This is a genomic window from Planococcus sp. ISL-110, from assembly GCF_018613575.1.
Classification (GTDB): domain Bacteria; phylum Bacillota; class Bacilli; order Bacillales_A; family Planococcaceae; genus Planococcus.
Genome location: NZ_JAGGPX010000006.1, coordinates 19,387 through 32,207 on the forward strand (window position 1 = coordinate 19,387; position 12,821 = coordinate 32,207).

The 12,821-nt window shown below is 47.0% G+C and carries 12 protein-coding genes; all 12 read left to right on the forward strand.

Annotated features, from left to right (window positions below):
- Nucleotides 1–57: 57 nt before the first annotated feature.
- The 12 genes from J7I83_RS03130 to J7I83_RS03185 all read left to right on the forward strand — a co-directional run bounded on the left by J7I83_RS03130 (nt 58) and on the right by J7I83_RS03185 (nt 12,794).
- On the forward strand, nt 58–765 hold the full coding sequence (locus J7I83_RS03130; protein WP_215099231.1) for a FadR/GntR family transcriptional regulator: 708 nt from the start codon (nt 58–60) through the stop codon (nt 763–765).
- Nucleotides 766–886: 121 nt separating this feature from the next.
- Nucleotides 887–1,618: a (Fe-S)-binding protein gene (locus J7I83_RS03135; protein WP_215099232.1), complete on the forward strand. Its 732-nt coding sequence runs from the start codon at nt 887–889 to the stop codon at nt 1,616–1,618.
- Nucleotides 1,619–1,620: 2 nt separating this feature from the next.
- Nucleotides 1,621–3,057, forward strand: a complete 1,437-nt coding sequence (locus J7I83_RS03140; RefSeq protein WP_215099233.1) for a LutB/LldF family L-lactate oxidation iron-sulfur protein — start codon at nt 1,621–1,623, stop codon at nt 3,055–3,057.
- Nucleotides 3,050–3,751 (forward strand): LutC/YkgG family protein, encoded by a 702-nt coding sequence (locus J7I83_RS03145; protein ID WP_215099234.1) that lies wholly within the window; start codon nt 3,050–3,052, stop codon nt 3,749–3,751. The genes J7I83_RS03140 and J7I83_RS03145 overlap by 8 nt, the downstream gene beginning before the upstream one ends.
- Nucleotides 3,752–3,971: 220 nt before the next feature.
- Nucleotides 3,972–4,805, forward strand: coding sequence for an EAL domain-containing protein (locus J7I83_RS03150; RefSeq protein WP_251047416.1), 834 nt, complete (start codon nt 3,972–3,974; stop codon nt 4,803–4,805).
- A gap of 272 nt (nt 4,806–5,077) precedes the next feature.
- Nucleotides 5,078–6,292: an acyl-CoA dehydrogenase family protein gene (locus J7I83_RS03155; RefSeq protein ID WP_215099235.1), complete on the forward strand. Its 1,215-nt coding sequence runs from the start codon at nt 5,078–5,080 to the stop codon at nt 6,290–6,292.
- A 298-nt stretch (nt 6,293–6,590) separates the two neighbouring features.
- Nucleotides 6,591–7,307, forward strand: a complete 717-nt coding sequence (locus J7I83_RS03160; RefSeq protein ID WP_215099236.1) for a PspA/IM30 family protein — start codon at nt 6,591–6,593, stop codon at nt 7,305–7,307.
- Between the two features lie 48 nt (nt 7,308–7,355).
- Complete coding sequence (locus tag J7I83_RS03165) at nt 7,356–8,384, forward strand: TFIIB-type zinc ribbon-containing protein (RefSeq protein WP_215099237.1); 1,029 nt, start codon at nt 7,356–7,358, stop codon at nt 8,382–8,384.
- Nucleotides 8,381–9,163: a TPM domain-containing protein gene (locus J7I83_RS03170; protein ID WP_215099238.1), complete on the forward strand. Its 783-nt coding sequence runs from the start codon at nt 8,381–8,383 to the stop codon at nt 9,161–9,163. The genes J7I83_RS03165 and J7I83_RS03170 overlap by 4 nt, the downstream gene beginning before the upstream one ends.
- 32 nt (nt 9,164–9,195) lie before the next feature.
- Nucleotides 9,196–10,194 (forward strand): SPFH domain-containing protein, encoded by a 999-nt coding sequence (locus J7I83_RS03175; protein WP_215099239.1) that lies wholly within the window; start codon nt 9,196–9,198, stop codon nt 10,192–10,194.
- A gap of 255 nt (nt 10,195–10,449) precedes the next feature.
- Complete coding sequence (dcuS, locus tag J7I83_RS03180) at nt 10,450–12,081, forward strand: DcuS/MalK family sensor histidine kinase (RefSeq protein ID WP_251047418.1); 1,632 nt, start codon at nt 10,450–10,452, stop codon at nt 12,079–12,081.
- Entirely contained in the window at nt 12,078–12,794 is a 717-nt protein-coding gene (locus J7I83_RS03185; RefSeq protein WP_215099240.1) for a response regulator, read from the forward strand. Before dcuS ends, J7I83_RS03185 begins: the two co-directional genes overlap by 4 nt.
- Nucleotides 12,795–12,821: the final 27 nt, after the last annotated feature.

Consider the following 12,821-nt stretch of genomic DNA (forward strand, 5'->3'; position numbering starts at 1 on the left):
TTCTTTCGGTTTCTATTAAAGTAAAGATAGGATCATACAAGTCGGGAGAGAAAATATATGGAATTTAAACCAATTCGAACGAGAAAGATATACGAAGAAGTAACCGATTCTATTTTGGAAATGATTAAGACCGGCCAATTTAAGACGGGCGACAAACTGGATTCTGTCGAACAACTGGCGAGAAATTTCAATGTGGGACGCTCGGCAATCAGAGAAGCCTTAAGTGGCTTGCGAGCCATGGGCTTAGTGGAAATGCGACAGGGCGAAGGGACTTACATCACATCATTCGATGCTTCAACATTTTCTCTGCCTTTATCTTCTGCACTTCTAATGAAGCGGGAAGACATCAAGGAACTTTCAGAAGTACGTAAAATCCTGGAAGTTGGAGCGGCAGCATCGGCTTCAATTAATCATAAAGATGAAGATTTAGTGCCCATGGAAAAAGCTTTAAAAGCCATGAAAGAAGCTAAGGGGCAAGGCAAGGTGGGAGAAAAAGCAGATTTGGATTTCCATTTAGCAATCGCACACGCTACGCACAATAAGATGTTGATCAATTTAATGACCAGTGTCTCTGAAATTATGGTTGAATCGATGAGAGAAACACGAATGCTTCTTTTGTACTCACAGGAAATGATGGGTTCTTTATATGAAGAGCATCAGTCAATCTACGAATCAATAAAAGCGCGGAGGACTGAGGAAGCTCAAGAAAATATGCTTAATCATTTAATTGGAGTGGAAAAGATCCTGTCAAAATACATTGATTAAATAACTCATTCTAAGAAAGATTGAACCTTTTTTGACTAGTCATATGATGACCTGCTTTATTTGCTGACTAAAGTTGAACGTTTTCTTTTAAACTAAAAAACTAGATAAAGGGTGGTTGATTGTGAAAGTATCCTTATTTGTCACGTGCCTATCGGAGATGTTTTATCAAAACGTTGCAAAAGATGTAGTTGAAGTTTTGGAGCGGCTCGGATGCGATATCGACTTCCCCAAAGGACAAATTTGTTGTGGTCAGCCTGCTTACAACAGCGGATATCGAGAAGATGCCCAAAAAGCGGCAAAGCAAATGATTTCGAGTTTCGAAAACTCGGAATTTATCGTCACCCCATCCGGATCTTGTGCGGCTATGTTCAAAGAGTACCCTGAGCTTTTCAAAGAAGACAAAGAGTGGCATGAGCGGGCAATAACCGTGGCGGATAAAACCTATGAATTTACACAATTCATCGTCAATGTCCTGAAAGTCGAAGACCTGGGAGCGGCATATTCAGCACGTGCAACCTATCACACGTCCTGCCACATGATGCGGCTATTGAAAGAGACAGAAGCTCCTTTTAAGCTGCTTGCAAACGTCAAAGGGCTTGAACTGTTGCCCCTTGCGAATAATTATGATTGCTGCGGGTTCGGAGGGACCTTCGCAGTTAAGATGGCACCGATCTCAGAACAGATGGTAGATGAAAAAGTCCGGCATGTGGAGGAATCAACAGCGACTCTTTTGATAGCGGCTGATAATGGCTGCATGATGAACATCAAAGGCCGAATTGATCGAAAAGGAAAAGCCATCGAAGTAAAGCATATTGCACAAATCCTTAATTCGCGTGTAGAAGGGAGTGTATAACAATGGCTATGAAAATTGGAGACAAACCATTTTTTGGTCGGGTTGATGATGCCCTAAAAGATGACTTTATGAGACAGGCCATGAGTTCTGCGCAAGATCGGCTGCGAGGAAAGAAAATAAGTGCGACTGTGGAAGATGAACTGGTAGGGGATTGGGAAGAGTGGCGAAGCGCCGGCGAGGAGATTCGTCGCCATACGCTGGAAAATCTGGATTTTTACTTGGACCAATTAAGTGAAAACTTCTCGAAGCGGGGCGGCCATGTATATTTTGCGGCTACAGCAGAAGATGCCACCCGCTATATCCAAGAAGTTGCCAAGAAGAAAAATGCCAAAAAAGTGACGAAAGCAAAATCCATGGTGACAGAAGAAATCGGCCTCAACGAAGCGCTGGAAGAAGTTGGCTGTGAAGTGTACGAGACGGACTTGGCAGAATACATTTTGCAGATTGACGACCATGACCGGCCATCTCACATTGTTGTTCCTTCTTTGCACAAAAACAAGGAACAAATTCGGGATACGTTTCGGGATAAGGCAAATTATACTGGAACCGAGGAGCCAAAGCAGTTGGCTGCATTTGCACGGAGCCAATTGCGTGAGACCTTTATGCAAGCAGATATTGGAGTTACAGGCTGCAACTTTGCAGTAGCAGAATCGGGTTCGATTTCTCTCGTGACCAATGAAGGAAATGCCAACATGGTCACTACGTTCCCGGAAACACAAATAAGCATTATGGGAATGGAACGCCTAGTGCCGACGTGGGAAGAGCTCGATGTCATGATTAATTTACTGAGCAGAAGTGCAGTCGGACAAAAAATAACAACGTATGTAACCAACCTAACTCCTCAAGTAACAGAAGACAGTATCGATGCGCCTAAAGAATTTCATTTGGTGATTTTGGATGCAGGACGTTCGAAGGCACTGGGTACGGAGTTTCAATCAGCCCTTCATTGCATCCGATGTGCGGCCTGTGTCAATGTTTGTCCGGTCTATCGCCATATAGGGGGCCATGCGTATGGTTCCATTTATCAGGGACCGATAGGCGCTGTGCTGTCTCCTATTCTTGGCGGCTATGAAGAGTATGGTGAACTTCCTTTCGCTTCGAGCCTCTGCGCGGCCTGCAGCGAAGCCTGTCCGGTGAAAATTCCGCTTCACGAGCAATTGATCCGACATCGGGAAATTTATGTGAAGGAAAAAGCGAAAACCACTGAGAAATTGGCGATGAAAACATTTGGGATCGGCGCGAGTTCTCCTTCGCTTTTCCGCCTGGCAGTAAAGGGAATGCCGACCATGATGAAACCGTTAGTTAAAGATGACAGTATCTCTAGTGGTCCAGGACCAATGAAACTCTGGACAGCTGTCCGGGACTTCCCAGCACCAGGAAACGGCAATTTCAGGCATTGGTTTGACAATCATAAAAAAGGAGGAGGAACAGATGGCTGAAGGGATGATTCATAATAAAAACGATTTTTTGGCAAATATTTCGGCAAGGCTCGGAAGAGAACAAAGTAAGCAGGTAACGCGGCCCGATTGGAAGCACCGTCCGCAATTGGAAATTCTGAAAAAAGCTTCCCCTGAAGAATTAGCAGCTGTATTTAGCAGGAACAGCGTCGAAAAAACAACCACCGTGATAGAAACCGATAGTACACATCTTGCAAAAGTCCTGCTGGAAACTTTCAGTAAGTATGGCGGCGGCCGGGTTGTGGCTACAAAAGATAACCGTTTCGGTGAGTACGGGCTGGATTCTGTATTAGCTGAAAGCGGTGCTCATGTTTGGAATCCAGAGTTGGGAAAAGAAAATATCGAAATAGCAAAACAAGCGGCCATCGGTGTGTTTTTCAGTGATGTCAGTTTAGCGGAGTCGGGTACAGTTGTGCAATTCAATGACAAGGATATTGCCCGATCTGTCAGCCTGTTGCCATTGACCTATGTCGCTATTGTTCCGAAATCGACCATTGTGCCGCGCATGACGCAAGCCTCATATGCCATCCATAAGTCGGTTGAGGAAGGTAAAAGACTTTCCACATGCATCAATTTTATCTCAGGGCCGAGCAATAGTGCGGATATTGAGATGAATATTGTCATTGGTGTGCATGGACCGATTGAAGCCGTGCATATTATAGTAACGGATCATTAAAATCCCAGACTTTTTCCGGAAAGTTTGGTGCATGACATTTCACATTACTAAAACCGCTACTCCCAGCGAATTGCTATTTCGGGGAGTAGCGGTTTTTTATTAAGGTTCAAGAATTGCTTGATGAAAATATTTACTAAAATTTAACAATTCATTCGCAAGCCTTCAAGTATACTGTAAGCTGGCAAGAATGTTGAAGCGAGTGCATAGGAGGCCGAACATCATGAGATTGAGCAGCATAGTGGAATTCATTAGCTACCTGAAGAAAAATCAACGTGCCTTGTTTGAGGAAAGCAAAAAAGACAGGGAAGTGGAAGCGCTGATGCTTCATGAAAATTTCCAAACAGCCTTTCAGCCGATTTTAACCTTAGCAGAAGGTGAAACAATCGGATTCGAAGTGCTTAACAGGCCTGACAGTACACCCGTTTTTCCAACTACTGAAGCGTTTTACACTTACATAGGAAAAAGCAATAATGTCTTTCGGATAGAAGGATTTCTCCGCAACTTATCACTAAAAAAATATGCGGAGCAGCTGAAACAGACAAGCAGCCATGAAAGTGGGTTGATATTCCTGAACATCCAGCCGCAAGTCCTGACCGACCGCTCTTATCGAAGTGGAACGACACTGGATTTGCTGAAGAAATACAATTTGTCTCCAGATCAGGTTGTCCTGGAGTTGACGGAAAAAGAAGCGGTTACAGATTACAAGGAGTTCGAAAAAACGATTGATAATTATCGGCAGCAAGGCTTCCGGATTGCAGTTGATGATGCAGGCACCGGATACAATAGCCTTAAGACAATCATTTCGTTAAAACCCGAATTCATCAAGCTCGATAACTCCTTGATACGGGATATCCATGTCCAGCCGGCTCAGCAGCAATTGGTGGAGCTTTTATTGGACTTTGCTACACAATCAAATACTAAGATTATTGCAGAAGGAATTGAAAATTCTTTGGAGTTAAGGTTTTTAAAGAATTTGGGCATCCATTTCGGACAAGGCTATGCGCTTGGCCGGCCCAAACCGGAATTGATCAGAGGGCAAGTGCCTTCTTGTTAGTTGGATTATGTGGGTGGCTGACACCCACATAATTTTGTTTACAAACCCTATTTTCTATATTAAAGTGGCAGTAAGCAAGGTGTGGGAATTTTGAGATTTTTTCCTTGCACCATCAGCAAGCACACAAAACCTTACTGCCGAGTCTGCAGAAATTTCTTCGCGGAAATTCTAGATGTAGATGGAAGCCAGTTCATCCAGACAAGCAGTCTTGCTGTTGTCTTTTTGGACTGGCTTTTTTTGCCTAGCAAGAAAATTGAAAGGGGCGATTCAAGATGGACTTTTCATTCACACAAGAACAGGATATGCTGCGCCGCACAACTCGGAGTTTTGTCGATAAGGAAATCATGCCGTTTATCGAGGAATGGGACCGTGCCGGCAAATCGGATCCAGCGATTTACGGCAAGCTGAGCGACCTTGGGCTGATGGGCGTCTGCATTCCAGAGGCATACGGCGGCAGCGGCATGGATTATAATTCCCTGGCAATTGTCTGCGAGGAATTGGAACGGGGAGATACGGCATTTCGTACCGCTGTTTCTGTCCACACAGGATTGAACAGCCTGACTATTCTCCAATGGGGAACAGAGGAACAAAAGCAGCAGTACCTGATTCCACAGGCGAAAGGCGAGAAAATCGGGGCTTTCGGATTGACCGAACCGGGTGCAGGATCGGATGTGGCGGCGATGAAAACGACCGCTGTGAAAAGAGACGACCATTACGTACTGAACGGGCAGAAAACCTGGATCTCTCTGAGTGATGTGGCAGATCATTTCCTGGTCTTTGCCTATACCGGTGAGCAGTCGCAAAAGCACGGAGCAATTTCCGCTTTTATCGTGGAGCGCTCATGGCCAGGCTTTTCTTCCAAGGCGATCAAAGGCAAGCACGGCATTCGGGCGGGCAATACCGGGGAGCTGTTTTTTGAAGACGTCAAGGTGCCGCAAGAAAACTTGCTGGGGCAGGAAGGCGAAGGATTCAAAATTGCCATGTCGGCACTGGATAACGGCCGATTCACGGTTGCTGCCGGAGCGGTTGGGCAGATTATGGCATGTCTCGAAGCCAGCGTCAGCTATTGCCACGAGCGCCAGACATTCGGCAAGGAGATCGGCCGGCACCAGCTTGTCCAACAGATGATTGCGAAAATGGAAGCGGGCTTTCAGATGAGCCGACTGCTCGTCTACCGCGCCGGGGAACTGAAAAATCAAGGGAAACGCAATACGCGGGAAACCTCCCTGGCGAAATGGCAGGCCTGTGATTTTGCCAATCAGGCAGCAGATGATGCCTTCCAAATCCATGGTGCCTATGGCTATTCGGATGAATACCCGGTCAGCCGTTACCTGCGAAATTCCAAAGCGCCGGTCATCTACGAAGGGACGCGTGAAATCCACACAATCATGCAGGCAGAATATGTTCTCGGCTACAAGGAAGACAAGACCTTGTCGAAAACACTGCCGGCATGGGAGCGACAAACTGATCCAACGGCCAGCCGTTAAGGGATAAGGGATTTGAGTCAAAAGGGAGAACTGGTTTCCAGAATATGCAGAGTAGAGATTCTTTTATTGTTCACTACCGAAATGAAGAAGTTCACTTGATTGAATCTTCTTTTTCCAAATATTCCCTAAAAATACAATGCGATATACTGTTAGGGAGAAATCTTTTCATCTCTTACGCGAAACAAGCAGGCAGTTCTGGCTGTTTGCAGGCTTAATCTTTACAGGTATAGGGTAATCTTTCATTAAGAAAGAGTGCTGCTTGGCAGTCCCACAAAACCACAAAAAGAGGAGAATGATGATGGAAATTTTAAGACGGTTCAAAGACATTATGACGAGCAATATCAACGCCCTATTGGACAAAGCAGAAGATCCGGAAAAGATGATCGACCAGTATTTGCGTGATTTGAACAGCGATTTGGGGAAAGTAAAGGCGGAGACGGCAGCGATCATGGCTGCTGAAAAACGGGAGCGCCGGGAGCTGGAAGAGTTAGAAAAAGAAATCGGTGACATGCAGCGCTATGCAGTAAAAGCATTGGAAGCGGGCAATGAAGAGGACGCCCGAAAATTCCTGCAACGCAAAGCAGAGCTTTCCGAAAAAGTGACAGACAAGCAGACGGCTGTAGAGCTTGCGGCTGCGAACACCCAGCAGATGCGCCAGATGCACGACAAGCTGGAGTCGGATATCGGTGAGTTGGAATCCCGACGCTCGGAGCTGAAGGGCAAGGCGTCTGTGGCAAAGACACAAAAACGCATGAACGATTTCGCTTCTTCAGTGGACGGTGCAGGAGAGCGCATTTCTGCTTTCGACAAGATGGAGCAGAAAATAAACCAGGAGTTGGATGAGGCCATCGCCATGACGGAGTTGAACAAAGGCTCGGAGGCAGACCTCAAAGATTTGGCTTCAAAATATGACAGTGATACCTCTGTTGATGACGAGTTGAAATCGCTGAAAGCCGGCATCAACGTGGACGACGAACTGGAAGCTTTGAAAAGCCAATTGGGCAAAAATGAATGATGGCAGCGGTACGGACAGTTTCCTTTAAGCTGAAGGGAGGCGGATGGAATGGTCATTCAGTATAAATGTCCAAACTGCGGTGCGGACATGTCGTTCGACAGCGAATCGGGCCACCTGTCCTGTCCGAGCTGCGGCAGGCAGGATGACATTGAAACATTCCCCGAAGACAATATTCTGCGGAAATTCGATCCGGGTGAAGCAAAAGAATACCATTGTGAAAACTGCGGGGCTATCATTTTGACCGAAGCTGAAACCACTGCGACCCATTGCAGCTTCTGCGGAGCGGCGGTGCTGCTGGCCGACCGGCTGACGGGTGACCTGGCTCCAGCCAAAGTGATTCCTTTCACCATCAGCAAGGAAGAAGCTGTCGCCGCTTTCCGGAAATGGACGAAGAACGGCCGGCTGACGCCAAGGGGATTCACGAGCGGCGACCGGATCAAAAAAATGACCGGTATGTATGTGCCATTTTGGCTTTACGACATTGACGGCAAGGCGGATGTGGCGGCACTTGCGACCAGGGTGCGCAGCTATACGCGAGGCGACACGATTTACACGGAGACGGATTTCTATGATGTCCGCCGGGAAATGGACCTCAGCTACCTGAAAGTGCCGGCAGATGCCTCAGAGAAAATGGACGACGAATTGATGGACAAGCTTGAGCCCTATAATTACCAGGAGCTCAAGGATTTCAGAATGCCTTATTTGTCGGGGTATCTGGCCGAGAAATACGATTATGACGATGAGGCGCTGTTTTCCCGGGTCGAATCGAAGATTGTGCCCTACATTGATTCGTACATAGGCAGCACCATTTCCGGTTACTCAACCGTCAGCTACACCAATAAACAAATTCAGGCGAATAAAAAAAATGTCTACTATACCTTGTTCCCAGTGTGGATGGTTTATTACGATTTCGAAAACAAGGAACACACCTTTGCGATGAATGGCCAAACCGGGAAAGTGGTGGGCAAGCCGCCGATCAGTCTGTTCAAAGTTGCGGCTTGGTTCACCGGCATTGCAGCTTCTGCTTTTGCAGTGATGAAAGTGATTTCGTTCGCTGTGGGAGGTGTTTTTTGGTGAGAGAACTTCAAGTGAAATGGCTGTTGGCACTTTGTGTCCTGTTTATTTTTATTGGCGTCGATGGGGTTACGGTGTCAGCTGCAGTGGATCAGCGTGTTTACGATAACGCCAACTTGCTGAACGAATCGGAAATCGCAGAGTTGGAGGTTGTCGCAGCGGAACATAGCGAAAAGCATGGGACGGACTTTCTTTTTCTGACGATTTCAGATGAGGAAGTGTTTGACATCCAGGATTATATGGGTGATTTCTTTGACGCGTGGGCAGTGGAGAACGGCCAGGAAAATGCCGTGCTGCTGTCGATGAACATCGCGACGCGTGATGTCTATCTGGCGGGATTCGGAACGGCGGAAACGACGTTGGACAATCAGCGTGTGGATTTGGTGTTGGACCGCATCCTCCCGGAAATGCAAAGGGGCGACTACGCGGACGCTTTCCATGAGACGGTGACTACTTCAAGCCGCTATATGGAATTCCGGCCCGGCGTCAATCCGGAAAGCATCTTCTTGAAAACCTGGCTTCATCTGGCGATTGCATTGCTGCTGGCTGGAGGCGTTGTCGGCTTTATGCTCTATAATTCAGGCGGCCGCGTGACGACAACTCCGACAACTTATTTTGATGACAACAATACAAGAGTGACCAGCAAGCTTGACCAATTCCGCAATAAAACCATATCACGCCGCAAGGTTCCAAAGAAAAGCAGCGGAGGCGGAGGCGGCTTTGGTGGAGGCGGAGTCACAGGCGGCGGCCGCTCATTCAGCGGTGGTGGACGCAAGTTCTAAAACGGATGGAACCAAAGGAGGGAATAGACAGAATGGGTTTTTTCAGCAATCAATTTTCAGATGTGGTGGAATGGGAAGAATTCAGGGAAGATATGATTTTCTGGAAATGGACCAACAACGAAGTCAAAAAAGGCAGCCGGCTGATCATTCGTCCGGGCCAGGATGCTATTTTTATCAATAACGGCAAGGTTGAAGGGATCTTTGAAGACGAAGGGGAATACGATATCGAATCGGAAATTGTGCCGTTCCTGTCGACCTTGAAAGGTTACCGCTTCGGTTTTAACAGCGGTATGCGTGTGGAAGTGCTGTTTGTGAACACTAAAGAGTTCACAGTCAAATGGGGCACGCAAAATCCGATCAACATCCCGGCGCCGCAGCTGCCAGGCGGCATGCCGATTCGCGCAAACGGCACGTTTCAATTCAAGGTCAGCGACTATGTTGGCTTGATTGATAAGATTGCGGGTGTCCGGAACAGCTACGTCGTCGACGATGTGAAAATCCGCATCACTGCGATTCTGGATCAGCTCTTGATGAGATGGATCACCAAAGAAGGCAAGGATATGTTCAACCTGCAGGCCAATGCGCATGAAATCGGCCAGGGCATCCAGGACGATTTGAACATGCAGCTCATGGATGACGGCATGAAAGTTACCGGATTCCAGATCATGAGCTTTAACTATCCAAAAGAAATCCAGGACATGATCAATAAAAACGCGTCGCACGGCATGGTCGGAGACGTCGCGAAATACCAGCAGATTTCAGTGGCTGACGCCATGGGCAAATCGTCCGGATCCAATACGGCTTCTGACATGGCTGGTATGATGATGGGCATGAACATCGCCAAAGAAATGATGGACGGCCAGAAAGAATCGGATGCCGGCAAGCAGCAGAACACAGCCGGTGCAGCTTCGAGCGGGTCAGCCTCACAGTCAGACGGCGGCGAAAAGACGGTGCCGAACTTCTGTCCAAACTGCGGCCAGAAAAACGAAGGCGCCAAGTTCTGCCCGAATTGTGGGCAAAAGCTGGGTTAACTAAGTGCAAAAAACCGCTGCCGGGATAAGAAATCCCGGCAGCGGTTTTTTGGGTTTTTATAAGTTGGGCTAGTTAGTTTTTGCATGTGTTGCTCTGACAGTGGTATTCCGAAAGCTTCCTCTTTAAATAGTTTCTTCTTTATAAACCGTATAAAATACTGATTCTTCCGTTCCGCTTATATAGTAGAATAGCAGAAGGGTTCGGCTCCGCTTTATGTTGATGGCAATTTTGCCCTCGGGAAAAGTGGCCGGCAAATGATAAAAGAAACGGAGCGGCAACCAATGAATTCACCACGCTTTAAACTGAGCTCCATCATCATCTTCTTTATTTGTCTGGTGGTCCTGATTTCGCTGTCGATCACCATCCTTCTCATCACTGACGCGACAAGCGCAAATATAGAAAATCAAATAGAAGAAAAAGCTGTTAATATTTCACGGACTGTCGCGGAGTCTCAAGTAGTACGTGACGGGTTGCTGTCCCCAGAGCTGGAAGCGGGAATCCAGGATTACACGATGACCATCCAGGAAGCGACGAATGTGCTGTTTATCGTCGTTATGGATATGGAAGGACTGCGGAAATCTCATCCAGTTCCTGAACTGATCGGGAAACCATTTATCGGTGGGGATGAAAAGCAGGTACTTGTAGGAAAAGACTATACGTCTCTGGCAGAAGGGACGCTTGGGAAATCGCTGCGTTCATTCACACCCATCATGGATAATGAGGAAAACCAGATCGGCGCCGTAGCAGTCGGAATTTCACTGGACAGAGTAGAGTCAGCTATTCAGCAGAGCCAAAGTAAAATCTTGATGGGTTCTGCTATTGGCCTATTGGTGGGTATCATCGGCGCCTTCTGGCTGGCCTGGTATATCAAGAAAAGCCTGTTTGGTTTGGAACCGTACGCAATCGCACGCATTCATGAAGAGCGGAACCAAATGCTCCAGTCTGTCCATGAAGGAATTATTGCGATTGATGCAGATTCAAAGATTGTTTTGGTCAATAAATCGGCGAGACAAATTTTTCATCAGGCCGGCTTAATGAACAAAGAACCGGTTGGGATCGACATCAGTGTGTTTCTGCCAGGGGCCAAGCTGGAACAGATGTTGAATCAAAAACAGCCGATTTTGGACGAAGAGCAGAATTTCAACGGGGTTTCTGTAATTTCAAACCGGGTTCCGCTTGTGGTCAACAATCATGTGATTGGGGCAATTGCCACATTTCGGGATAAAACAGAAGTGAATCTGCTGGCGGAACAGCTTACAGGCGTCCAGCTGTATGCGGATACGCTTCGAGCACAATCCCACGAATTCATGAATCAGCTACATGTGTTGCTCGGCATGATCAAGCTCGAAGAGTACGGCCAAGTACAGCAATTTATTGCCAAGCTGGTTGATCATCAAGTCCATGAAGTCGGTGTGGTCACGCAGTATATCAAAGACCCCGTTCTGTCGGGTTTTATTATTGGAAAGATCAGTTATGCGAGGGAAGCGCACGTCGAACTCGCATTCCAATGTGAAACGGAAATTCCACAGCCGAAAGATCCGGCTGTTACACATGAGCTCATCACAATCCTTGGCAATGTCATCGACAACGCGATTGACAGTATCCAGGACAGTGAAAAGCAGGTCATCTCCGTAAGTTTTTCCTATATCGATGAATTGTTGGAAATGACCATAGCAGATTCGGGTCCTGGCATTGCTGAAGGCATCCAAGAGTCTATTTTTTCAAAAGGCGTTTCTTCTAAAAAAGGGAAAGATCGAGGCTTCGGCCTTTACTTGGCGAAAAACAGTGCGGAAAAACTGGAAGGTTCAATTGACCTTATGCCGGAACAGGATGGAACCGTGTTTTCCATCATCGTTCCATATGAAGCAGGAGGCGAAAAAGAATGATCAATGTACTGATTGTAGAAGATGATCCGATGGTGGCGGAATTGAACCGCCAATTTGTTGCGAGGGTGGATGGTTTTACGGTGATCGGCCATGCAGCCGATACGAAGAAAGCGTTCGAATTATTGGCTGTGGCAGAAGTGGACTTGCTGTTGCTTGATATCCATATGCCCGGAATGAACGGCCTGGACTTTTTGAGGCAGCTCCGGGAAGAAAAACAGGACCTGGATGTCATCCTCATTACAGCCGCTTCTAAAATCAGTCAGATTCAACAGGCGTTGAGGCTCGGGGCAGTCGATTACTTGATCAAACCCTTCGAGTTCAGCCGCTTCCAAGACGCGCTGATGCAATATAAAAATCATTATGATGGGCTTGGTGACAAGAGTAAAGTGGACCAGCAGGAGCTTGACCGGATGCTTCAAAAAAAGAGCGAGCCAGTTCAAGAAACTTCGAGCGTCGGCAAAGTGCCGAAAGGGTTGACGAAAACGACCTTGAAAAAAATCATTGAAGTGACGCTGCAGGCAGAAAAGGATACGTTTTCGACGGAAGATATCGCGGAAATCAGCCATATTTCAAGGGTATCAGTGAGAAAGTATTTAAAATTCCTGACCGAAATCGGCTACCTCGAAGAAAACCTCGTTTACGGAATCGGCCGGCCAATCTACCGCTACCTGGTAAAAGAATCAAGTCGATCACGCATAACATCTTATTTGTAGAAGCAGCCAACCCGGCTGCTTTTTTTA